21 protein-coding genes and 2 pseudogenes are annotated in these 21178 nt (G+C 70.2%); 10 read left to right on the top strand and 13 right to left on the bottom strand.

Annotation, left to right across the window (positions count from 1 at the left end):
• Positions 1 to 4 precede the first annotated feature (4 nt).
• The 5 genes from ACIGDI_RS41920 to msrA all read right to left on the bottom strand — a co-directional run bounded on the left by ACIGDI_RS41920 (position 5) and on the right by msrA (position 3792).
• Complete coding sequence (locus ACIGDI_RS41920) at positions 5 to 733, bottom strand: molybdopterin-dependent oxidoreductase (protein WP_399907937.1); 729 nt, start codon at positions 731 to 733, stop codon at positions 5 to 7.
• A 35-nt stretch (positions 734 to 768) separates the two neighbouring features.
• Positions 769 to 1215, bottom strand: coding sequence for a VOC family protein (locus ACIGDI_RS41915; RefSeq protein WP_399907935.1), 447 nt, complete (start codon positions 1213 to 1215; stop codon positions 769 to 771).
• Positions 1216 to 1267: 52 nt separating this feature from the next.
• Complete coding sequence (locus tag ACIGDI_RS41910) at positions 1268 to 1465, bottom strand: hypothetical protein (protein WP_399907969.1); 198 nt, start codon at positions 1463 to 1465, stop codon at positions 1268 to 1270.
• 182 nt (positions 1466 to 1647) lie between these two features.
• Complete coding sequence (locus ACIGDI_RS41905; protein WP_399907933.1) at positions 1648 to 3090, bottom strand: aldehyde dehydrogenase; 1443 nt, start codon at positions 3088 to 3090, stop codon at positions 1648 to 1650.
• A gap of 186 nt (positions 3091 to 3276) precedes the next feature.
• A complete protein-coding gene (gene msrA, locus ACIGDI_RS41900; RefSeq protein WP_200701198.1) occupies positions 3277 to 3792 on the bottom strand; it encodes a peptide-methionine (S)-S-oxide reductase MsrA in 516 nt (171 codons plus the stop codon).
• Positions 3793 to 4220: 428 nt separating this feature from the next.
• Between msrA and ACIGDI_RS41895 the strand changes: the two genes are divergently transcribed.
• On the top strand, positions 4221 to 4709 hold the full coding sequence (locus tag ACIGDI_RS41895) for a TetR/AcrR family transcriptional regulator (protein WP_399907967.1): 489 nt from the start codon (positions 4221 to 4223) through the stop codon (positions 4707 to 4709).
• A 323-nt stretch (positions 4710 to 5032) separates the two neighbouring features.
• Here the strand turns inward: ACIGDI_RS41895 and ACIGDI_RS41890 are convergent, their stop codons facing one another.
• Positions 5033 to 5869, bottom strand: coding sequence for a prephenate dehydratase (locus ACIGDI_RS41890; protein WP_399907931.1), 837 nt, complete (start codon positions 5867 to 5869; stop codon positions 5033 to 5035).
• Between the two features lie 399 nt (positions 5870 to 6268).
• Here ACIGDI_RS41890 and abc-f point away from each other — a divergent pair, with 399 nt between their 5' ends.
• Both abc-f and ACIGDI_RS41880 read left to right on the top strand, forming a co-directional pair.
• Entirely contained in the window at positions 6269 to 7903 is a 1635-nt protein-coding gene (gene abc-f / locus ACIGDI_RS41885; RefSeq protein WP_399907929.1) for a ribosomal protection-like ABC-F family protein, read from the top strand.
• 171 nt (positions 7904 to 8074) lie between these two features.
• The gene (locus ACIGDI_RS41880; RefSeq protein ID WP_399907927.1) at positions 8075 to 8638 is read left to right on the top strand and encodes a CGNR zinc finger domain-containing protein; all 564 of its coding nucleotides are present in this window, start codon (positions 8075 to 8077) and stop codon (positions 8636 to 8638) included.
• A gap of 46 nt (positions 8639 to 8684) precedes the next feature.
• Here the strand turns inward: ACIGDI_RS41880 and ACIGDI_RS41875 are convergent, their stop codons facing one another.
• Entirely contained in the window at positions 8685 to 10454 is a 1770-nt protein-coding gene (locus ACIGDI_RS41875; RefSeq protein ID WP_399907925.1) for a hypothetical protein, read from the bottom strand.
• Between the two features lie 281 nt (positions 10455 to 10735).
• Here ACIGDI_RS41875 and ACIGDI_RS41870 point away from each other — a divergent pair, with 281 nt between their 5' ends.
• Together ACIGDI_RS41870 and ACIGDI_RS41865 are read left to right on the top strand one after the other, a co-directional pair.
• Positions 10736 to 11398 (top strand): response regulator transcription factor, encoded by a 663-nt coding sequence (locus ACIGDI_RS41870; RefSeq protein ID WP_390630355.1) that lies wholly within the window; start codon positions 10736 to 10738, stop codon positions 11396 to 11398.
• Positions 11395 to 12780 (top strand): sensor histidine kinase, encoded by a 1386-nt coding sequence (locus tag ACIGDI_RS41865; RefSeq protein ID WP_399907923.1) that lies wholly within the window; start codon positions 11395 to 11397, stop codon positions 12778 to 12780. The genes ACIGDI_RS41870 and ACIGDI_RS41865 overlap by 4 nt, the downstream gene beginning before the upstream one ends.
• 120 nt (positions 12781 to 12900) lie before the next feature.
• Here the strand turns inward: ACIGDI_RS41865 and ACIGDI_RS41860 are convergent, their stop codons facing one another.
• Both ACIGDI_RS41860 and ACIGDI_RS41855 read right to left on the bottom strand, forming a co-directional pair.
• Positions 12901 to 13785 (bottom strand): hypothetical protein, encoded by an 885-nt coding sequence (locus ACIGDI_RS41860; RefSeq protein WP_399907922.1) that lies wholly within the window; start codon positions 13783 to 13785, stop codon positions 12901 to 12903.
• Between the two features lie 159 nt (positions 13786 to 13944).
• A pseudogene (locus tag ACIGDI_RS41855) lies at positions 13945 to 14109 on the bottom strand (pirin family protein); the annotation flags it as partial.
• A gap of 468 nt (positions 14110 to 14577) precedes the next feature.
• Between ACIGDI_RS41855 and ACIGDI_RS41850 the strand changes: the two are divergent.
• The 4 genes and pseudogenes from ACIGDI_RS41850 (at position 14578) to ACIGDI_RS41835 (ending at position 16176) form a co-directional block, all read left to right on the top strand.
• Positions 14578 to 14949, top strand: a complete 372-nt coding sequence (locus ACIGDI_RS41850; RefSeq protein WP_399907920.1) for a hypothetical protein — start codon at positions 14578 to 14580, stop codon at positions 14947 to 14949.
• Positions 14930 to 15553 carry a hypothetical protein gene (locus tag ACIGDI_RS41845; protein WP_399907918.1) on the top strand — a complete coding sequence of 208 codons (624 nt, stop codon included), beginning with the start codon at positions 14930 to 14932 and terminating at the stop codon, positions 15551 to 15553. Before ACIGDI_RS41850 ends, ACIGDI_RS41845 begins: the two co-directional genes overlap by 20 nt.
• Positions 15463 to 15729: pseudogene (locus ACIGDI_RS41840) on the top strand (peptidoglycan-binding protein); the annotation flags it as partial. The gene ACIGDI_RS41845 and the pseudogene ACIGDI_RS41840, both read left to right, overlap by 91 nt.
• Before the next feature lie 153 nt (positions 15730 to 15882).
• On the top strand, positions 15883 to 16176 hold the full coding sequence (locus tag ACIGDI_RS41835; protein ID WP_399907916.1) for a M23 family metallopeptidase: 294 nt from the start codon (positions 15883 to 15885) through the stop codon (positions 16174 to 16176).
• A gap of 24 nt (positions 16177 to 16200) precedes the next feature.
• Here ACIGDI_RS41835 and ACIGDI_RS41830 read toward each other — a convergent pair whose 3' ends face one another.
• Both ACIGDI_RS41830 and ACIGDI_RS41825 read right to left on the bottom strand, forming a co-directional pair.
• A complete protein-coding gene (locus ACIGDI_RS41830; protein WP_399907914.1) occupies positions 16201 to 16998 on the bottom strand; it encodes a maleylpyruvate isomerase family mycothiol-dependent enzyme in 798 nt (265 codons plus the stop codon).
• Between the two features lie 163 nt (positions 16999 to 17161).
• On the bottom strand, positions 17162 to 18670 hold the full coding sequence (locus ACIGDI_RS41825; RefSeq protein WP_399907912.1) for an MFS transporter: 1509 nt from the start codon (positions 18668 to 18670) through the stop codon (positions 17162 to 17164).
• 130 nt (positions 18671 to 18800) lie between these two features.
• Here ACIGDI_RS41825 and ACIGDI_RS41820 point away from each other — a divergent pair, with 130 nt between their 5' ends.
• Positions 18801 to 19238, top strand: coding sequence for a MarR family transcriptional regulator (locus ACIGDI_RS41820; RefSeq protein ID WP_351584426.1), 438 nt, complete (start codon positions 18801 to 18803; stop codon positions 19236 to 19238).
• An 8-nt stretch (positions 19239 to 19246) separates the two neighbouring features.
• On the opposite strand, the gene ACIGDI_RS41815 is transcribed toward ACIGDI_RS41820, so the two are convergent.
• Both ACIGDI_RS41815 and ACIGDI_RS41810 read right to left on the bottom strand, forming a co-directional pair.
• On the bottom strand, positions 19247 to 20050 hold the full coding sequence (locus ACIGDI_RS41815) for an SDR family NAD(P)-dependent oxidoreductase (RefSeq protein WP_399907910.1): 804 nt from the start codon (positions 20048 to 20050) through the stop codon (positions 19247 to 19249).
• Positions 20047 to 21054, bottom strand: coding sequence for an NADP-dependent oxidoreductase (locus ACIGDI_RS41810; protein WP_399907908.1), 1008 nt, complete (start codon positions 21052 to 21054; stop codon positions 20047 to 20049). The genes ACIGDI_RS41815 and ACIGDI_RS41810 overlap by 4 nt, the downstream gene beginning before the upstream one ends.
• Positions 21055 to 21178: the final 124 nt, after the last annotated feature.

The raw sequence follows: 21178 nt of genomic DNA, 5'->3' as shown, positions 1-21178 counted from the left end.
CACGTCACTTGTCGAGGTGGGTGGGGAAATAGTCGGCCAGCTTGTCGACGGCCTGATCGACGTACTCGCGCTTGTCGTAGAGGTCGACGTGGCTGGCGCCGGGGATGCGGTGGAGTCCCTTGGGGCCGGTGGCGGCCTGGCGGGCCTCGATCGCCATCCAGGCGGTCACCGCGCGCTCGCCGATGATCTGCAGCACGGGGCGCGGGCCGATGAGGGGGACGGCCCGGAAGACGTCGCTGGAGGCCATCTTGTCGACGCTGTCCCAGGTGAGGTACTTCGCGGAGCGCTCGTGGTGGCCGCGGGCGCCGCAGTAGTACTCCCAGCCCTCGATGCCGTGCTCGCCGCCCAGGGTGCACTGGACGTCGTGGACCACTCGGGTCTGCGGCAGCGCGCGGAGTTGGTCGAGCGTGTAGGTCCTCGGCCGCTCCACCAGCCCGCCGATGCGGAGTTCGTAGTCGGTCCGGTCCTTGTGCGGCACCGAGCCGACGACGCTGTAGTACCGGAAGCCGCCCGGGTCGGGCGGCAGACCGGTCAGGCCGGTGGCGTCGACCTCCGAGGCCGCGGCGAGCAACCCCTCCCAGCCGCGCTGAAGATACGGCGCGGCGGCAAGCCCCGCCGCGCCCGCGCCCGCGCCCGCGCCCGCGCCCGCGCCCGCGCCGAGCATGCCCAGCATCGCCCGCCGCCCGACCGGTGCGCCCCCGGTCCTGGGCCGCGGTTTCGGCTTGTCCGCCATGGTCTGTGCTGCCCCTCTGTCCTGGACTCCAACTGTCAGCGGCCGGGGGCTCGTTCGGTGATCTCCTGCAGGAACCACTCGTTGCCGTCGGGGTCCTTGAAGGCGGCGAAGGTGCCGTAGCTGGCCCGCTCGGGGTGCACGCCGGGCACCCGGTGGGTGTCACCGGCGTGGTGGAAGGCACCGGTCTCGTCCCGGAACGGGCCGGACACCTCCACACCGCGGGAGGCCAGTTCCTCCTGGGCCTTGAGGATGTCCGTGACGGTCAGCTGGAGGCCGTGGAGTGTGCCCGCCTCCTGCTCGGTGAGGCCCTCACCGAAGATGATCGAGCACTCGGAGCCCGGCGGGGTCACCTGCACGATCCGGTAACCGACGTTGATCGGGAAGTCGGCGTCGAGGCGCCAGCCGAGCCGCTCTGCATAGAAGCCCTTGGCCCGGTCCACGTCGCCGACCGGGAGGATGACGACTTCGAGCTTCATGTCCATGACTGTGATCTCGCTTTCGATGGTGCCGCGGGGGTGCGGGGAGCGGGGCTGTCTACAGACCCAGGTCGAGGGCAAGGCAGGAGTAGTACTTCCACGAACCTTCCGGCTCGTACGACGCGTTCACTCCGCCCGACGGAGCAGCCTCGACCGCTTCGGTCATGTCCTCGAAGCGGATGCGCTCGGGAAGCCTGCCGAATCGCGCATGCCGTACCGCCGCCTCGGCGGCTTGCTTTGAGAGCCCCTTGTTCATGACCGTGCTCCACTTCGTCGCTCGTGGATGAACGTCCGGCTTGTCGCCTCGGACGTTCATCAGCATGCCGAGCCTCGCGTCACCTGTCAAGCCGGTGACGCATCGGCACACGCACCGCGAGATGCCGTCGACATCCACCCACACGACACCGCCCCAACCGGTTACGGGCGTGCGAGTTCGGGTCAGACGGTGATGGTCTTGTACTCGGTGTAGGTGCCGAGTCCGACGGCCCCGTACTCGCGGCCGACACCGCTCGCCTTGAAGCCGCCGAACGGGCCGTCGAAGGCGACGGAGGCGCCGTTGACGGTGACGGTGCCCGTGCGTACGCGGCGGGCGACCGCCAGGGCGCGTTCCTCGTCGGCGGACCAGACGCCACCGGAGAGGCCGTATTCGGAGTCGTTGGCGATGCGGACGGCGTCGTCCTCGTCGTCGTAGGCGATGACGACCAGGACCGGGCCGAAGATCTCCTCCTGCGCGATCCGCATGGAGTTGTCGACGTCGGCGAAGACGGTGGGGGTGACGTAGTTGCCCTTCTCCAGGCCCTCGGGGATCTGCGGACCGCCGGTGACCAGACGGGCGCCCTCGTCGATGCCGAGCCGGATGTAGGCGCGCACGCGCTCCTGCTGGTCGGGGCGGATCATCGGGCCGATGAAGGTGTCGGGGTCGTCGGGGGCGCCCACTTTCAGCGACTCCACGAGCCCCTTCAGCGCGGCCACGACCTCCTCGTACCGGCTGCGCGGGGCCAGAATGCGGGTCTGCGCGATGCACGACTCGCCGTTGTTGAGCAGCGAGCCGAACTTCAGGCCCGCGACCGCCTTCTCGATGTCCGCGTCAGGAAGGATGATCGCGGCGGACTTGCCGCCCAGTTCCAGGCTGACGCGCTTGAGCTGCTCGCCCGCGATCGAGGCGATGCGGCGGCCGGCCCGCGTCGAGCCGGTGAACGCGATCTTGTCGACCTCCCTGTGCGAGATCAGGTACTCACTGGTCTTCCGGTCCGCGGGCAGCACGCTGGTCACCCCTTCGGGCAGGTCCAGCCGCTCCAGCAGTTCGGCGAGGAAGCCCATGCTGAGCGAGTTCTCCGGGGACACCTTGAGCACGACGGAGTTGCCGGCGAGCAGCGCGGGGATGATCTTCGCGGTGGCCGAGGAGAAGGGTGAGTTCCAGGGGATCACCGCGGCCACGACCCCGACCGCCTCGCGGCGCACCACGCTGCGTACGGGGGACGAGGGGTCGGAGGGTACGAGCGCCTCCTCCCAGCCGAACTCCTCGGCGGCCTTCAGGTAGGCGTTCGCCTGCCGGGTCAGACCCGGCTGCCCGGCGCGCGTGAACCAGCCGGCCGACCCGTTCTCCAGCGAGATCAGGTGCGCGATCTTCTCCGCGTTCTCCTCGCGGAGTGCGTTGAACCGCCGCAGGACCGCGATTCGTCGCTCCGGTGGGGCCAGGCGCCACTCGCCCTTCTCGAAGGACGTGCGGGCCGCTTCGAGGGCCCGGTCGATGTCCGTCGGCTGCGCCTGTGCGGCGCGGCCGATGACCGACCGGTCGTGCGGCGAGGCGATGTCGAGCAGTTCCGGGTTCTTCGGCTCGACCCAGGAACCTCCGACGAAAAGCCTGTCGTAAATGATCATGTGCTTTCACTCTTCCGGTGCGTCGATGCGATGCGCATGACTGGCAGTCTTGAACTGTCACACAAGAGTAGCACTTGCGCCTTATAGCTCCCCGTGAGCGTGTCTCCAGAAGCGCATGAGGGCAGACACAGGCCGACCCCTGGGTGAAGTGCACCCAGGGGTCGGTTCAGCGGGAACGCGGCGCGATCAGGCCTCGGCGCGCTTGGGCAGGCGCCAGTTGGGGCGCGGGAAGTGGCAGGTGTAGCCGTCGGGGTAGCGCTGGAGGTAGTCCTGGTGCTCCGGCTCCGCCTCCCAGAACGGACCGGCCGGCACCACCTCGGTCACCACCGGACCCGGCCACAGGCCGGACGCGTCGACGTCGGCGATGGTGTCCTCGGCGACGCGGCGCTGCTCCTCGTCGAAGTAGAAGATCGCGGAGCGGTAGCTGAGACCGATGTCGTTGCCCTGCCGGTTCCTCGTGCTCGGGTCGTGGATCTGGAAGAAGTACTCCAGGATCGTGCGGTAGTCGGTGGCCGTGGGATCGAAGGTGATCTCGATCGACTCCGCGTGCTTTCCGTGGTCGCGGTAGGTGGCGTTGGGCTTGTCGTTGTCGCCGCTGTAGCCCACCCGCGTGCGGGTCACACCGGGCAGCGCCCTGATCAGCTCCTGCATGCCCCAGAAGCAGCCGCCCGCCAGCAGCGCCCTCTCCTCGGTGTCACTCATGGCACCTCACCTTTCCGTTCACGTCGTTCGCGCAGGGCTCCAGGCTCGCACGTCGGCGATCCGAACAGCTCCTCGCTCGTCACCATATCGACAGGTGATAATCAACCTGTCAGATTCGTCACCCGCCGAAGCGGTGACGAACCCGGCAGAGCCGGAACGCCGCGAGTACCGGGAAAATTCCAGGGCGGCCGGCGCCGGCAAGCAAGCCGGACCCACGGTTGTCGTCCATCACGGCCGGATACGGCATCTCCGGATAGCCATCCGGCGCTGCCGGCCCCATCTGTTACGAGGATGGGGCATTTAGATCCCATCTTTCTACACACCTGAGGCGCTAGACGTCTCAGACATCACATCGCCCCACTAGACTCGATGCGGTGAGAGCCGACGCAGCGCGAAATCTGGAAGCCGTCCTGACCACCGGCGCACGCATGCTCGCCGCCGACCCGGGCGCCAGCATCGCGAGCATCGCGGCCGAGGCGGGGGTCGACCGGCGTACCGTCTATCGCCGCTTCGCCTCCCGGGAGGATCTCCTCGCGGCCATCTACGAAGCCCGTCTCGCGGGGATCGAGCGCGCCATCGAGGACGCCCGGCTGCGTGAGGCGCCCGTAGCCGTCGCCCTGCACCGCTACGTCGAGAACATCATCGCCGTCAACCGCACCTGGCCCGTCGACCTCAACCGGATGCTCGCCGACGAAAGCGTCCACGCCCGCCGCGACGCGGCCATCGAGGAGGTCGACGCCTTCCTGCGCCGTGCCACCGACGAAGGTCTCCTGCGCCCGGGGCTCCCGCAGGGTTGGGCGAGCGCGCTGCTGCCCCAGCTGATGCATCTGGTCTCCCGGCAGCTGCCCGAACTGAGCGCGGGACAGGCAGCGGACGTCGTCGTCGACACCCTTCTCAAGGGCCTCGGGACGCCCTGACACGCCGACGGCCCTCGGGAACACCTGAGTTCAGGTGCCCCCGAGGGCCGTCGGGCTCGGCTCATTCCATGTTCTGCGGAGCCGTCTGCGATCCGGACGTCTGCTGCGTGTCCTTCTCCCCCGCCGGGCGCCGGGCAGCGGCCTCACGCGGTGGCGACACGGTTCCGGGCAGACGGACGCGACGGAGTCGGGGCGGCTGGTCTGTGGGGTCGGAGTGGGTCAAGGCTTCTCCCCTCGGTGCGTGCACCAGGAAACCGACGGCGGCGCCGCTCCATTCCGTTACGCACCGATTCAGAACCGATTCAGCCCCGACGGCCGTCCGCTCAGTTGGCCAGCCGGTGCGGGTGCGCGGGGTACACGCCGAGGATGCGTACCTCGGTGGAGAAGAAGCGCAGCTCGTGCAGGGCCAGGGCGATGCGCTCGTCGTCGGGGTGTCCCTCGACCTCGACGTAGAAGCGGCTGGCGTTGAGCCCCGCGCCCATCTGGTAGCTCTCGATCTTGGTGAGGTTCACGCCGCTGGTGGCGAACCCGCCGAGCGCCTTGTACAGGGCGCTGGGAATGTTGCGGACGCTGAAGAACAGACTCGTCATCGTCGGCTCCCCGGTGTGCGGGGCCAGGGCGGCCTCCCGGGAGAGGACGACGAACCGTGTGGTGTTGTCGGGGTCGTCCTCGACCTCGGCGCGCAGCACCTCGAGACCGTAGAGCTCGGCCGCGGCGGGCGGGGCGAGCGCCGCGTGCCGCGGGTCGCCGAGTTCGGCCACCTCGCGCGCCGCTCCGGCCGTGTCGTCGCTGACGAGGGTGCGCCAGCCGCCCTCCCGCAGCACCTTGCGGCACTGCCCCAGCGCGTGCACATGACTGCGTACGCACTCCACCTGGTCGAGGGTGGCGCCGGGGGCGCCCATCAGGTCGAAGCGGATGGCGAGGAAGTACTCGGCGACGATGAACAGGCCGGACTCCGGGAGCAGGTGGTGTACGTCGGCGACACGTCCGGCCGCGGAGTTGTCGACCGGGATGACGGCGACGTCGGCGGCGCCGAGGGTCACGGCGTCCAGGGCCTGTTCGAAGCTCGTGCAGGGCATGTGCCCGGCGTCGGGGTAGAGGGCCCGCGCGGCGGTCGCCGAGTTGGATCCGGGTTCACCCTGATATGCGGCGGTCGTCACCGTGGTTCAGCCTTCCTGGGGCAGGTTCTGTCGTGGGGCAGCAGAAGCTCCGTCGCATACCGCACCGATGAAGTATCGGTGAAGATGCCTCGATCGCGTTCATCAGGGGTGCCCGGAGGTGTCGCGATCATCAGGGGTGCCCGAAGGCTCGTGTTCGAAGCGAGCGCGTGCCGGCGGGCGGGCGGGAACGGTTACGATGCCCGGGACATCGACCGTGTATCGAGGAGTCGCAGACGTGGCGGGTGACGACGACATCTCCGGGTGAGACCCGGACCTGACGGCCACCGGCCGGTGCTCAGGAGCGCCGCCGACGTGGTCCGTTTCGTCGTACCCCCTTCTCCCACGTCTGCCCAGGGCAGTGGTCTGCTCTCTGCCCGCCACCCGCTCGAGGTCATCTCCATGTCCGACGCCTCCGTCGTCTGCTCGAACCTGTCCTTCGCCTGGCCCGACGACAACCCGGTCTTCCACGACCTGTCCTTCACCGTGTCCGCAGGCCGTACGGGCCTGGTCGCCCCCAACGGCTCCGGCAAGAGCACCCTGCTCAGGCTGATCGCCGGCGAACTCCGGCCCGCCACCGGCTCGGTGACCGTCGACGGCACACTCGGCCATCTCCCGCAGACCCTTCCGTTGACCGGCGACCTGACGGTCGCCGAGGTGCTGGGCGTCGCCTCGGTGATCCGGGCCCTCGACGCCGTGGAGGCCGGGGACGTCAGCGAGGAGCACTTCACCACCATCGGCGACGACTGGGACATCGAGGAGCGCAGCCGCGCCCAACTCGACCGCCTGGGCCTGTCCGACCTCACCCTGGACCGTCCCCTGGGCACCCTCAGCGGCGGCCAGGTCGTCTCCCTCGGCCTCGCCGCCCAGCTGGTCGGGCGCCCCGACGTCCTCCTGCTCGACGAGCCGACCAACAACCTCGACCTCGAGGCCCGGCACAGGCTCTACGACGTGCTGTCCGACTTCACCGGCACCCTGCTGCTGGTCAGCCACGACCGCGCGCTGCTCGACCGCATGGACCGCATCGCCGAGCTCGGCAGCGACCAACTGCGCCTGTACGGCGGGAACTTCACCGCGTACGAGGAGGCCGTGAGCGTCGAGCAGGAGGCCGCCGAGAAGAACGTCCGCAACGCCGAGCAGGAACTCCGGCGGGAGAAGCGGGAGATGCAGCAGGCCCGGGAGCGCGCCGAGCGTCGTGCGAGCAACGCCTCCCGCAACCTCAAGAACGCGGGCCTGCCGCGCATCTTCGCCGGCAACATGAAGCGCGGCGCGCAGGAGGCCGCGGGCAGGTCCGGCACGATGCACGCCTCCCGGGTCGGCGAGGCCAGGGCGCGTCTGGACGAGGCCGCACGCGCCCTGCGCGACGAACAGCGCCTCACCCTGGAACTGCCCGACACCCAGGTGCCCGCCGGGCGCAATCTCTTCCTCGGCGAGGGGATGCGGGTCCGCCTCGGGGGCCGGGACGTGTTCGCGCCGGGCGGGATCGATCTGACCGTCCGCGGCCCCGAACGCATCGCGCTGACCGGGCCCAACGGCGCTGGCAAGTCGACCCTGTTGCGGCTGATCACCGGCGAACTCGTCCCGGACGGCGGGGAGATCAAGCGCAACGACGGCCGGATCGGCTACCTCTCCCAGCGTCTGGACCTGCTGGACCCGGACCGCACGGTCGCGGAGAACTTCGCCGCGTTCGCCCCGGAGCGGACCGAGGCGGAGCGGATGAACCTGCTCGCCCGGTTCCTCTTCCGGGGCCCGCGTGCCCACCTGCCGGTCCGCGTGCTCTCCGGCGGAGAACGCCTGCGCGCCACCCTGGCCTGCGTCCTGTGCGCCGAACCGGCCCCGCACCTGCTGCTGCTCGACGAGCCGACCAACAATCTCGACCTCGCCGGCGTCGGCCAGTTGGAGAGCGCGCTCAACTCCTACCAGGGGGCCTTCGTCGTCGTCAGTCACGACGAGCGGTTCCTCGCCGAGATCGGTGTGAACCGCCGGCTGCGTCTGGCCGACGGCACGCTCGGGGAGGTGGGAGGGCCCGAGGTGTGAACCGCCGGCGTGTGACAGCCGCCGAGGCCGTACGCCGGCGGGCCGCCGGTCGACCACCTTGGACGGCTCCCGGCGGCGCCGTACGATCGCGGGCGCGCCGCCCTCAGGGAGCGCCGGACGAAATCGTCACGCTCCTTGCACCTCCCTGCGGTCACCTGTCAAGATGGTGACGTGAATCTCGACCATGTCTTCGTGTGCGGGCACCCGGTTCTGGACTTCGCGGCCACGCTGCGGGCCCGGCGCTCCACGCGCTTCGAGATGTTCGTGACTCCGGACCGGCTGAACGCCTGGTACCTGGAGTCCGGGCTCGTGGACACGATCACGCCCGGCGGGGAGGACGACGTCCACGCGGCGACCACGGTGCGCGAGGCCATCTACCAGCTGGTGACCGACCGCCGGCTCGGCGAGGACTTCGACCGGCAGGCACTCGCCGTGCTCAACGCCGCCGCACGCAAGACCCCGGTCACGCCTCAGCTCACCCCGACCGGCAGGCACACCGAAGCCACCCCCGAGCACGCGCTGGCCACCGTCGCCCGGCAGGCCGTGGAGCTGCTCAGCGGCCCCGACGTGCCTCTGATGAAGGAGTGCGGCAACCCCGAGTGCACCCGGGTCTACATCGACCGTTCCCGGGGCATGCGGCGCCAGTGGTGCGGCATGGAATCGTGCGGCAACAGGATCAAGGCCGCCGCCTACCGCGCACGGAAGAAGACCGCACCCGACATGGCCACCCGCTGACGGACGTCCGCGTCCGGCCCACCCTGAGTCCTCGAAGGCCTGCCGCTCACCGGGCGGCGGGAGAGGCCGCCGGGATGTCGGCGGTGGTGATCGTCATCGGCGTTCCGGTGACGGCGATCAGGTAGGTCCGGGAACGCCCACCCGGCACGGGGCGGAAGCCGCCCGGCGGCTCGACGACGTACTCGGCCCAGGCGTGCGGCGCCAGCGTGGCGGGGCCGGACGCGACGGTCCACCAGCCGGAGGCGCCCTGGCCCCTGCGGCTGGCGAAGTGCGGGGCTAGCGTCGTCCCCGTCGTGTTCACGGCCCGCAGCCGGATGGCGGTGACGCCGACGCGTGAGCCGTGCGTGGCATAGCGGGGCGTGAGGCTCATGTGCAGAGGCGGCGGACTCGCGGCGGCGATCAGCACGCACACGAAGGCCGGGGCGAGCAGCCCGGCCGCCAGGGCGGCCTTCACCCGTCGGCCGGTGACGCGCGGCAGGCGCGGCTGCCAGGCGGTGGCGAAGGCGGCCGCCGGGACCGTGGCCGCGGCCGCCAGCCACAGCGGGGTCATCATCAGGAAGTAGCCGTCCTGGGAGCGCGTGGCCAAGTAGAACGCGAGCCAGGGCAGGACGGTGATGGCCGGGCCCAGTCGCCGGACGAACAGCAGCGTGACCGCGAGCAGGCCGAACAGGAGCAGCTTGCTGCCGTAGGAGTAGTAGTCGAGGCGGCTGCTGCCGTCGGTGAAGTAGTAGGAGACGCCCATCACGCCCTGCCCGTGCAGGATCGCCTTCTGCCGCAGCGGCAGGAGGATACCGTCCAGCCAGGCCGAGAAGCCCTGGACGGCGAAGTAGGCGTTCAGGGCGCACCAGGTGAGGGCGGCGGTGGCGGCGTAGCGGGCGGTGACCGCCAGGGCGCGCCGCGGGCCGAGTTCGCCCCGCCGGACGGCGTACAGGCCGATCAGCAGGAACGGAGCCAGGAACCAGGCGAGTTGCTGGGCGGCGCCGGCCGCGCCCAGACAGGCCGCGCGCAGCACGCCCCCCGGTCCCAGGTGCCCGTACCGGCCCGTGTCGGGCCAGCGGACCACCACCGGCACGAGCAGCGCGAGGGCCGTGATGGCCGGGTAGCCGAGGTAGGCGTAGTGCGGCAGGAAGCCGAAGCCGAGGCAGACGGCCGTGGCGGCGGAGCGCCACGGCGCCGGCAGCCGGAGCCACAGCAGGACGGAGGACAGGAGGAGGACGGAGGTCGTGACCAGGGTGGCGGCCGCCGTCGAGTGGACGACGGCGTGCACCGGTGCCGCGAGCAGCGCCGTAAGCGGCGGATAGCCGTACGTGAAGTCCGCGCCGCCCGACATGGTCTTGGTGATCCCGACGCGCGGGGTCCCGAACAGCCAGGGCCACGGTCGGCCGTACACCGGGCGGCCGTGCAGGATCTCGTTCGCCGCCTGAGCGGTCAGCACGCCCTCGTCGCTGCCCATGTGGTCCAGCAGGTAACCGCACATCACCAGCGCCACGGCCGTGATCAGGACGACCGCGTCGACCCGGATCAGCGCGCGGCGGGTGCGCACGACCAGACCGAGAACCGCGCAGACGAGGATCGAGGCGTAGCAGACCGAGATGACCCCGGCGGCATGCGGGCGCGAGAGCATCGCGTCGGTCCAGGCCGCTCGTGTGCCGATGAACAGGCTGATCGTGGCGACAAGGGTCATGCCCCGGTGCAGTTGCCGGGGCGCGTCCGGAACACCACGCGCCCGTGTCGGAGGCGAGGGCGGCGCCACCGGAGCCGTGGCGGTACGGCGCCGCATCCCGACGCTCGTTCCGGCGCGGTAGGTGCCAACCATGAACCGCCTCCTCTGTCTCGCCCCCATTGGGCGGCAGTCGCGTACGTCCGGCCACCCGAGATCCGTCGAGCGCGTCGTGCGCGGGACGAGCCGCGGCGCGAGGTTCCGCAGGACCGGGGTCCGTCGGCCACGGGACCTGACAGGGATTCAGCTGTCCGCCGTTCGGGTCATGGACGGGAACGGACGCCCCTCTTCGATCGTCTACAGTTCAGACGGCGTCTACAAGGTTGTAGTCGGTAAGCGATTTGCGTGAATCGTCTTCATTTACGGGGCGGAGGAGCATGCGCCACAAGATCCTGGTCGTCGAGGACGATCACGCCCTGCGTGACGTGCTGCGCCGGGGCCTGTCCGACGAGGGCTTCGCGCCCGTGCCCGCCGCCGACGGAGCCACCGCCCTGCGGCTGGCGGACGAGGACATCGCCGCGGTCGTCCTGGACGTCGGGCTGCCCGACGCGGACGGCCGGGACGTGTGCCAGGCGCTGCGCGCCAACGGGTTCGCCGCCCCGATCATCTTCCTCACGGCCCGCCATCACCTCACCGACCGGTTGTCCGGGTTCTCCGCAGGTGCCGACGACTACCTGTCCAAGCCGTTCCATCTCGCCGAACTCGTCGCCCGGCTGCGGGTGGCGCTCAGACGTGCCGCGCCACCGGCCGTGGCCAGGGCGGGCGATCTGGTCCTGGACGCGACCCGGCACAGCGCCGCGGTCGGCGAGGCGCACGTCGACCTCTCCCCCACCGAGTTCCGTCTGCTGGCCACCCTGGTCGCCGCGGCCGGGGGCATCGTGAGCCGGCGCGATCTGGTGGGGGCGGCCTGGCCCGACGGCGCGCAGGTCAGTGACAACACGCTGGACCAGTACCTGAGCCGGCTGCGCCGCAAGCTGCGCGGGACGGGCAGCGACCTGAACCTCACGACCGTGCGCGGGGTCGGACACCGGCTGTCATGAACCCCCTCCCGCACCGCCTGGCCCCCCGAACCCTGCGTGGCCGTCTCTCGCTGGTGGCGCTGACCACCGCCGCACTGCTGATGGCCGTCCTGACCGTGGCGTTCAACGCCGTGCTCGACCGGCATCTGCAGCACCAGGCGGACGACGAGCTGCGCACCCGCGCGGCCGCCGTCGCCACCACCATCGACACCAGCGGCCCGCACGTGCGCGTGGTGGAGACCGCCAACGACCGCCTTCTCGACGCGAACGTATGGATCTACGACGGCACACGACTGCTGGAGAAGCCGCCGACGGCGCCAGCCGGCAACGCCCTGACCCGCGCCGCCGACCGGCTGGCCGTGGGCGGCGGACGGGGCTGCGTGACGGGACGGGCCGAGAACCCGCGCTTCGTCCGCCTCTGCTCACGCCCGGTGACCGGCGGCCGCAGCAGCGCGACCGTCGTCACGGCCCTCGACCTCGCCCCGTACCGCAACTCGGCGCGGATGGTGCTGCTCGGGTCCCTGATCCTCGACGCCGTGATGCTGGCCTGCACCTATGTGCTGACGCGTCTTGCGGTGGGACGGGCGCTGCGCCCCGTCCGCACGATGACGGACCAGGCCACGCAGTGGAGTGCCGTAGGCTCCGACGACCGCTTCGGCGCCGAGCACCATCCGGCCGAACTGGCCCGGTTGGGCGCCTCGTTGGACGCGCTGCTGGACCGCATCCGCACCGTTCTGCGGCACGAGCGGCAGCTGACCGGCGAGTTGTCGCACGAACTGCGCACCCCCCTCACCCGGATCATCGTCGAACTCGACTGGTGGCGGGCGCGGCCCCGCTCGGCCGCCGAGACCCACGCCACCCACGAGGTCATCGCGGAGGCCGCCCAGTCCATGCGCACCATCTGCGACACCCTGCTCGACGACGCGCGGGAGAGCGCCGGCAACTCCCACACGGCCCCGGGTACCACCGCCGTCGGACCCGTCCTGCACCGGCTGACCGCGAACCTCGACACGCGGGGGCGAGGGGAACGGATCAAGACGGTCGTCGACATACCGGACGGGGACCTGGAGGCGGGCGTGGCCCCCGCCCTCCTCGAACGCATCGTCAGCCCGCTGCTGACCAACGCGGTCCGGTACGCCCGCTCCACCGTGACCGTCACCGCGCGATCGCGGCCCGGCGGTCTGCGGATCACCGTCACCGACGACGGTACGGGCGTACCGGAGCCGTTCCTCGACCTGCTCTTCCAGCCCGGCCGACGCGCCGACCCGGACGACGGGCACGACGGAGCGGGCCTCGGCCTGCCGCTCGCGCGCCGCCTGGCCCGTGCCATCGGCGGTGAGGTGTCGCACGACGCCGGACACCAGGGCGGCGCGCGCTTCTCGGTCGACCTGCCGACCGGATGACCGGCCGGCAGGGTGAGATGACCGCGGACCGGCTGAACTGCCGACTCGGTCGGCCGGCTGAGGCCGACCGACCGACAGGCTGGCGGACTGAGCCGACCGGCCGGGCGACGGCCTGACGGCTCAGTCGGCCGGCTGGGTCACGGCCTCCGGCTCCGCCGGTGCCGTCGTCCGGCGCTCCCGGACCTGGGCGTGGGCCATCAGGCCGAACAGGACGGCCAGCAGTACGGCCGAGGAACCGGCCGTGCCGAGGTCGAGGCCGCCCTTGGCGACCGGCTTGGTCAGGAAGTCACCGGCCGTCGCACCGAGCGGCCGGGTGAGGACGAACGCGATCCAGAACAGCAGCACGTTCGGCACCGCCGGGACCTTCATCAGGGCGAGGAGGACGGCGAGCGCCCCCGCCACGAGCAGCGCGCCGCCGGCGTAGCCGAGTCCGGAGCTGTCGGAGAGGAAGTCGCCCATGGAGGTGCCGAGGGTGTTGGAGACGAGGATCGCCGACCAGAACAGCGCCTCTCCGCGGAAGCTGACGATGTCCCGGATGACGAAGGTCATCCCGGCCGCCTTCCACACGGCGAAGATGACGAGCAGGATCGAGACGAGGATCGCGGCGCCCGTGGGATAGCCCAGGCCGAGGCCCTGCGGACCCCAGCCCAGCGAAGTGGCGCCGTTCGACAGGTACTTGGCGCTGGCGTCGCGGTTCATGAAGTCGGACATCGTGGTGCCGGCCATGCTGGTCGACAGGATCACGGTCCAGTAGAAGAACGGGTTGTAGTGGTCGGACCTGAGCTGGACGACCAGCGTCACCACGAAGACGAGGAACAGGGCGACCGTGGTGAGGAAGTAACCGAGCTTCAGGGTCTGCGAGAAGAGGTCGCCGGCCGTCTCGCCGAGGGTGGTCGCGGCGATCTTCATGATCCAGAACGCCAGCGTCACCTCCGGGAGTTTCTTCATGACCGACTTGGTCGTGCTCGCGACGTCGAGGTCGGTGAGCATGTCGGGTTTCTGCAAGGTGGGGGGCTCCTGGGTCGAACGGCAGGGCGCCCGCCCCGCAAGGGGACGAGCGCCCTGTGGCAAGCGGCGACCGCGCGACGGCGGTCGTCGTGTCGACCTTGGCAGCGTCCACCTGAACGCATCCTGAACGCCTGACGCACGATCAGGTGCGTGACGTCAGCGCACCCTGCCCCGCGGCTTCAGCGGCAGGGGCGGCAGCTCCGGAGCGGGCAGAGGGGCGCCGTCGTAGCCCTTCACCTCACCGAAGCGAGTGACCTCCATCCAGCCCCGGCGTGCCTGCTCGATCTCTTCCTGGGACCGCCCGATCCAGTTCCGGAACATAGCGGGTCCTGTGCGCATTAGCGCAGGTCAGCGGCGTTCCGGACCGCCGACGGTGAGCAAACCGTCAGCATCGGTCTCGGAGGAGTCGGCAACCGTGAGTTCCACTGCCCTGGTTCGTGGGATGGGTTCGTTTTTCAAGGAGTGTGAGCATCCGCGGTCGCGGTGGTCGAAGTGTCCCCACCATTACAAGATCCGCTACCGGTCGCTGGGCGGGGAAGCAGGTGAAGGAGTCCGGTTCGCGACCCAGGACCAGGCGATTGCACGTTTGACGGAAATCTACAACGCGAAGAAGGCGGCGCCGCCGGGTCAGGCGAAGGCGGAGCGGATCGCCAGGTACGGGGCGATGCGGTTCGAGGGGTACGCCGACGAGTGGAAGGCCGGGCAGCGGGACCTGGGGCCGGGCGTCGGTGGTGCACCTGGAATCGCTGCCGAACATCCATGTGCTGCCGCTGCTGGGCAGCCAGGCGGATGGACACCTTCGACCACAAGGTCGTCGAGGGCTTCATCCAGACCATGGAACGCAACGGCATCGGCCTGGCCGTCCAGGCGAACGCCTTCGACAAGCGGAAGGCGATCCTGCTGGACGCCAACCGGCTGGGGCTGTTCGACGACAACCCAGTGACCGGAGTGAAGCCGCCGCAGTACGACCCCAAGCGGGTGGTGATCCCCTCGCCCGAGCAGCTGCGCCAGATACGCACCGCCGGCGACGACAGTTTCCGGCTGGTCGCCGATTTGACCGCTGCGCGCACACCACAACGAGGAGGGGTTCGTCCGGATGGTCGTACAGGAGGGAGCGGTCGCCGTCGGAGGTGTCGAGGGCGTGACCGGCGATATGGGTGACCGCGGCTCGTGCCACGACGACGCCACAGGATCGAAGCCGTTGCCTGACGCGGCCTGCGGCGGGGACCCTGGCGCGGGAGGACCACTCGTCGTCAAATTCCATCAGCGCGACGATGAGGGTCTCCAGCCAAGGCCCGGCCAGGGCGTACAGCAGCACCCGGGGGACGTCGCCGATCGGCAACTTGTCGACCCGGATGTTGAGTTCCATTTCGCTCGTGGGCCGGGTCACGAAACGGCCCTGCGCCTCCAGGTGCTCGTGGACGCGCTGGCCCGGAGCCCGGTCGTCGACGGGGAGGAGGGGCAGGGATGCTTGGTCGAGCAGCCTGCGCTGCTGGGTGCCTCGGATGTCGGCCACGTAGACCGGCTCGGGCTCGGCGGTGAGGACATCCAGTGTCCAGGCCCGGCTCACGAGGAGTTCGAGGAGGATCCCGGATCGCCACCCGTCACCGGCTCCATCAGTGACTACCGGCCCGATGACCATGCCCTCACCGATCAGAACCCCGCCCCGGGAGTCTGGACCGACGACATCGAACTGCCCGACACCGACGCCCCGCTCCTGGGCGAGAACGCGAGGATCCGGCTGACCGTGACCCCCTGGGCCTGACGAGAGGAGGCGAACCGGTCATCGTCGCCCTGTCCAACGTCCAGTTCGGCAAGCGGAACGAGGACGTACGCACCGTACAGAAGGCCCTGATCACCCGGGGCCGCAAGATCCCCGACGGCCCCACCGGCTTCTTCGGCGAACAGACCAGAGCCGCCTACCGCGCCGAACAACTCGCCCAGGGCTTCAAAGGAACCGACGCCGACGGCAACCCCGGCTGCACCTCCCCCACCGCCCTCGGCCACGATGTCCATTTCCAGGTCGACTGCAGGACCGCAGCACCCTCCCCTCCCCGTGCGGGCACTCCCGGCAGGAAACAGGTGCCGTCGCCCGTGCCCGGGCACAAGGTCACCTTCGGCTTCTACGCACATGGTCCGTACGCCTGGAAACCGGAACCGGACGGGAAAGCCTACGGGCAATGGATCGGGCTGCACGCGGACAACGGCCACATCACCACCTACTGCCATCTCTCGGAACGGCAGGTGAAGGCCGGTCAGAAGGTGAGTGCCGGAAGGCAGCTCGGCAAGGTCGGCGCCACCGGCAACGCGACCGGGCCGCATCTGCACTTCGAGATGTCGAAGGGCCGCACCTGTTCCTACGGCGGTGTCGCCAGGCCCAGTTGGTGAGGGTGTGAGGGGGCCGGCGCCTCCTCAGAACGCGGAGTTGGCGAACCAGTGGGTCAGCAAGTGCTCGTCGCCCTCGTGGGCGAAGGCATCTGCCTGGTAGGGCAGTCGGCCGTAGACGAGGAGGAGCAGGTCGGCCGCGGTTCCCTGGACGGTCGCGTCAGTGGGGGCCGCGGTCGGGTGAGCCGGGTCGAGCCCGAAGCCGTCGGGCCGCAGGCGGACGACCCAGGCGTCGTCCCCGTCGGTCGTGCGGAAGCGGATGGTCGTGTCGGAGCCACGGAGGTCGGCCACCTTGGGCGCGAAGAAGGTGGCGAAGGGCAGATTGACGAGGAACTCGTCGATCCCGTCCACCGCGACCGGGCGGTCGATCGCGGGCCGGAGTCCGAGTGCGACCTCGGCGTCGGCCCGGTGCAGCAGGGTCTCGAAGAGCATCCGGCGTGCCCAGAATCGGGCGTGCTGGTCGGCGCCCCAGGCCCACATCGGCAGGTCCGGGTCGGTGGCCGCGAAGGCGTCCGCGGCCACGGTCGCGCTCTCGGCCAGCCAGTCGACGTATCCGTCCTCCTGGCCGGGGAGCTGAAGGTCCACGTCACGCGTGCGCGGGGGTTCCTGGATGCGCGCCCGCAGCAGGACCGAGAACCAGCGGTGGACGCTGCCCGTGTGCCTGACCAGGTCGGCCAGCGTCCAGCCGGGACAGCTGGGCACCGCCGTGGCCAGGTCGGCGTCCTTGACCGCTGCGACGAACCGGGCGGTCTCCGCCGCGACCGCGGTGCGGTGATCGACCGAGGTGGCAGCGGGTACGTGCTGGGGGTGGTCGGACGTCGTCATCGTGACATGCCTTTCGGAGACTGCGGGTTCAAGGAGACTGCGGGTTCAAGGAGACTGCGGGGTCAAGCAGACGGCTGGGTGAGGACTGCTTTGTGGTGGCTGAACCTTTCGATGATTCCGGACGGCGGCAACGCTGGGGACAGCGGCAGAGCCTGAAGCACGGTCACACGAGCTCGGCACCGGCCTCCGCCTCCGCAAGCCCCGCCGTCGAGGAGTCCGCGACCTTCCTCGGCACGGACGTACGAGGGGCGTGCGACGACTTGATGCCGACAAGGGCCACGGCGACGACCAGACCGAAGGCCGCTCCGGCGATCACGAAGGTCGTCGTGAACTGGCTCTCCTGCGGCAGCGCGGGCCCTCCGCCCGGCAGCGGGATGGTCTTCGACGCCAGCAGCGAGGTGATCACCGCGCTTGCGACGGCGCTGCCGACCGAGCGGGAGATGGAGTTGATGCCGTTGGCGATGCCGGACTGGTGGGCGGGCACGCCGGCGACGATGAGCGCGGGCATGGCGGCGTAGCCGAAGCTGATCGCCAGGCCGATGACCATGCCGGCGCCGATCACCGAGGCCGTCACATCGTGCGCGACGCTCAGCCACGTGAAGCCGAGCACTCCGAAGCAGGCCCCGGCGGCCAGGGTGAAGCGCGCGCCGAGCCGGCGCACCAGGACCCCGCCGAACTGGGCGCCCACGAGCGAGACGAGTGTGGTCGGCAGCAGATACACGACGGACGCTTCGAGCACGGAAGCGCCGAAGCCGTAGCCGACGACGCCTTCCGGCATCTGGACGAGGTACGAGACACCGATGAACTGGGCGAACATCGCGAAGCCCAGCAGCAGCCCGGCCAGGTTGGTGAAGAGAACGGGCCGGTGGACGAACATCTTCATGTCCACCATGGGTTCCTTGACCCGGCGCTCGGCGACGACCCACACCACCGCCATGACGACGGCCCCGGCGAAGGAACCGAGCGTACGGCCGGACGTCCATCCCCACTCGTGTCCCTGCGAGACCGGCAGAAGCAGCAGCACCAGCTGCATCGCCAGGGTGCCCGCGCCCAGCCAGTCCGTGCGCCCGCCCGTGGTCGTCCGGGAAGTGGGCACGGTGAACAGCACACCCGCCAGCGCCATCACCGCGAGGACCACCGCGAGCCAGAAGACCCGGTGGTAGTCGGGGTCGGAGCCGCGGGTGAGAAGCCCGGCGCCGACCAGCGCGAGTCCGCTGCCGAACGCGAGCGTGCCGCTGACCAGGGCCATGGCGCCGTGCAGCTTCTCCGGCCTGATCTCCTCACGCAGGATGGAGAGGGCGAGCGGGAAGATCGCGGTGGCCGCACCCTGCATCACTCGGGCGACGATCAGCCACGTCAGCGAGGTGGTGGTGGCGGCGAGCACCGAGCCCGCGATCATCACGAGCAGCACGCCCACGAGGGTGGGCTTCTTGCCGTGCTGGTCGCCGAAGCGGCCGAGCAGCGGTGTGAAGACCGCGGCCGACAGAAGCGTGGCGGTGGTCACCCAGCTGACGTTGGCCGTGGTCGCCCGCAGGTCGCTCTGGATGATTCCCAGGATCGGGACGACGAGCGTCTGCATCATCGAGACGACCATCGCGGCGAGGCCTAGCACCAGGACGACCGCGGTGTCGGCTGGCTGTCTCCGGGGCGCCGTCTGCTGCGCGTGAGGCACGGATCTCTTCCCTACGTGAGAGCTCGACGAACTACTTGAGATCATCGAAGCTTGAGAACTTCAAGTAATGGGTGAGACCGTAGCCATCGATATTTGAGATAGTCAAGTTTTCAGGCGTAAGGTGACGCTCATGACCGCACCCTCTCGCGTCGACACCTCCCGGCTCATGGAGCTGCTCTCGGTGTCCCTGGCTGCCTACTACGGCGACTTCACGGTCGCCGCCGCGAGCGAGAACCTCACGGCCAGCCAGGGCAAGACGCTCAACGTGCTGCGCCGGGGCCCCGCCTCCATGAGCACGCTGGCCACCACGCTGACCTGCGACGCCTCCAACATGACCGGAATCGTCGACCGGCTGGAGAAGCGCGGCCTGGTGCGCCGCGAGCCGAGCCCCTCCGACAGGCGCGTCAAGAACGTCCTGCTCACCGAGGAGGGCGAGCAGGTCATCGACGTGATCCGCGGGAAGATGAACAAGACGTTGGCCGGGCTGAGCAGACTCAGCGAGCAGGAGCAGGACACTCTGTACGCACTGCTCGAGCGCGCGTTCGCCTCTCAGCCCACCACCGCCTGACGGTCTTCTCAGAGCCCGACAGGCTCGCCGGGACCAGGGACCGTACGGAACCGGAACGGCTCCGGATCGCGGCCGGGCTGGATGAACCAGCACTCCCCCGTGCCGTCTCCGGTGAGGATCCGCAGCACGGTGTCCGCCACGACCTCGGCCGGAATGACCGACAGCCCCTGCTTGGAGAGCATGTCGCGCAGCGGATCGATGATCCGCGACTCCGCGAAGCCGGGGCAGACAGCGTTGAAGCGCACGTTGTCCGCCGCGAGAGCCGGCCCCAGGGAGCGGGCAAGCCCTACGACCGCGTGCTTGTTGGCCGCGTACAGAGGATCGAGCGGTACGGCGGCCAGGCCCGCCAGGGACGCGGTCGCCACGATGGCCCCTCCCCCGCGGGCCCGCAGCGCCGGCAGCACCGCATGGGTGCCGAAGACCACGCCGTCGAGGTTGGCTCCCATCGCGCGACGGTAGCGTGCCAGGTCGAAGTCCTCACCGACGCCGCATCCGGTCGCCACCCCGGCGTTGAGCAAGGCGATGTCGACGCCGCCGTACTGCTCCTGGGCGAAGTCCACCAGCGCGCGGTTGGCGTCGGGATCGGAGACGTCGCAGGCGCGGAAACGGCCGCCGACCATGTCGGCCACCTCGCGGCCGCCCCGCGCGTCGAGGTCCGCGACGACCACGCGTGCCCCCGCCTCCGCCAGCGCCAGTGCCGTGGCCCGGCCCAGTCCACTGGCACCGCCGGTGACGATCGCCACCTTGCCCTGGAGCGCGACGCCCTCCGCCTGTCCCGGCCGGGCGGCGACGGCGCTCTCGACGGCCGTCATGCCAGCTCCAGGACGAGCTTGCCGACGTTCTCCCCGCGGAAGAGCATCCCCAGCGTCTCGGGGAAGTCGTCCACGCTCCCCTTCACCACATGCTCCTTGACCTTGATGCGGCCGGCCCCGATCCAGGCGGCGATCTCCTGCGCCGCCTGCGCGTAGCGCTTGGCGTAGTCGAAGACGACGAAGCCCTCCATGCGGGCGCGGCGCACCAGCAGCGAGAGGTAGTTGGACGGGCCCTTGACCGGCGTGGCGTTGTTGTACTGGCTGATCGCACCGCAGACCACGACCCGCGCATGCATCGCCAGCCTCGTCAGGGCCGCGTCGAGGATGTCCCCTCCGACGTTGTCGAAGTAGACGTCGATGCCGTCGGGGGTCTCCCGGCGCAGCGCCTTCCTGACGTCCTCGGCGCGGTAGTCGATGGCCGTGTCGAATCCCAGCTCGTCGATGAGCATGGCGCACTTCTCCGGGCCTCCGGCGATGCCCACGACCCGGCAGCCCTTGGCCTTGGCGATCTGGCCGGCGATCGTGCCGACCGCCCCGGCCGCCCCTGACACCACGACGGTCTCACCGTCCTTCAGCGCCCCGACGTCCAGCAGACCGAAATAGGCGGTCATACCGGGCATGCCCAGCGCGCCGAGATACGTCGACAGCGGGGCGAGGGAGGTGTCGACCTTCAGGGCGCCCTTGCCGTCGGAGACCACGTACTCCTGAACGCCGAACGTGCCGACCACGTGATCGCCCGGCTGGAAGTCGGGGTGATTCGAGGCGGTGACCTCGATGACCGACCCGGCGCGCATCACCTCGCCGATGCCCACGGGCGGCAGGTAGGAGGGGCGGTCGTCCAGCCAGCCCCGCATCGCCGGGTCCAGGGAGATGACGCGCGTCCGGCCCGCGAATCGGCCCGGGCCCGGCTCGTCGAAGGGCCCTGAGAAGTGCTCCCAGTCCTCGGGCTTGACCTCGCCCACGGGGCGGGCTGCCAGACGGATCTGGCGGTTGGTCGCAGACATCGCGCCTCCTGTCGTTCACGGCTCCCGCCGCAGGGTACCGACCAGTAGGTATGTCTGGTGCATGATGTTCGCCACACGCCGGCACGCCGCCCGCCGACCTGCACCCAGAGAGCTGTACCGACCC

This window comes from Streptomyces sp. NPDC085900 (assembly GCF_044540925.1).
Classification (GTDB): domain Bacteria; phylum Actinomycetota; class Actinomycetes; order Streptomycetales; family Streptomycetaceae; genus Streptomyces; species Streptomyces gilvifuscus.
The sequence above is the reverse complement of the archived record's forward strand: the minus strand, read 5'-3'. Positions and strand labels throughout refer to the sequence as shown.

Excerpts from the sequence above, each read along its gene's own strand:
- ACIGDI_RS41920 (WP_399907937.1), bottom strand. The coding sequence starts at position 733 with ATGGCGGACAAGCCGAAACCGCGGCCCAGGACCGGGGGCGCACCGGTC.
- ACIGDI_RS41915 (WP_399907935.1), bottom strand. The coding sequence starts at position 1,215 with ATGGACATGAAGCTCGAAGTCGTCATCCTCCCGGTCGGCGACGTGGAC.
- ACIGDI_RS41910 (WP_399907969.1), bottom strand. The coding sequence starts at position 1,465 with ATGAACAAGGGGCTCTCAAAGCAAGCCGCCGAGGCGGCGGTACGGCAT.
- ACIGDI_RS41905 (WP_399907933.1), bottom strand. The coding sequence starts at position 3,090 with ATGATCATTTACGACAGGCTTTTCGTCGGAGGTTCCTGGGTCGAGCCG.
- msrA (WP_200701198.1), bottom strand. The coding sequence starts at position 3,792 with ATGAGTGACACCGAGGAGAGGGCGCTGCTGGCGGGCGGCTGCTTCTGG.
- ACIGDI_RS41895 (WP_399907967.1), top strand. The coding sequence starts at position 4,221 with ATGCTCGCCGCCGACCCGGGCGCCAGCATCGCGAGCATCGCGGCCGAG.
- abc-f (WP_399907929.1), top strand. The coding sequence starts at position 6,269 with ATGTCCGACGCCTCCGTCGTCTGCTCGAACCTGTCCTTCGCCTGGCCC.
- ACIGDI_RS41875 (WP_399907925.1), bottom strand. The coding sequence starts at position 10,454 with ATGGTTGGCACCTACCGCGCCGGAACGAGCGTCGGGATGCGGCGCCGT.
- ACIGDI_RS41870 (WP_390630355.1), top strand. The coding sequence starts at position 10,736 with ATGCGCCACAAGATCCTGGTCGTCGAGGACGATCACGCCCTGCGTGAC.
- ACIGDI_RS41865 (WP_399907923.1), top strand. The coding sequence starts at position 11,395 with ATGAACCCCCTCCCGCACCGCCTGGCCCCCCGAACCCTGCGTGGCCGT.
- ACIGDI_RS41850 (WP_399907920.1), top strand. The coding sequence starts at position 14,578 with ATGGACACCTTCGACCACAAGGTCGTCGAGGGCTTCATCCAGACCATG.
- ACIGDI_RS41830 (WP_399907914.1), bottom strand. The coding sequence starts at position 16,998 with ATGACGACGTCCGACCACCCCCAGCACGTACCCGCTGCCACCTCGGTC.
- ACIGDI_RS41820 (WP_351584426.1), top strand. The coding sequence starts at position 18,801 with ATGACCGCACCCTCTCGCGTCGACACCTCCCGGCTCATGGAGCTGCTC.
- ACIGDI_RS41815 (WP_399907910.1), bottom strand. The coding sequence starts at position 20,050 with ATGACGGCCGTCGAGAGCGCCGTCGCCGCCCGGCCGGGACAGGCGGAG.
- ACIGDI_RS41810 (WP_399907908.1), bottom strand. The coding sequence starts at position 21,054 with ATGTCTGCGACCAACCGCCAGATCCGTCTGGCAGCCCGCCCCGTGGGC.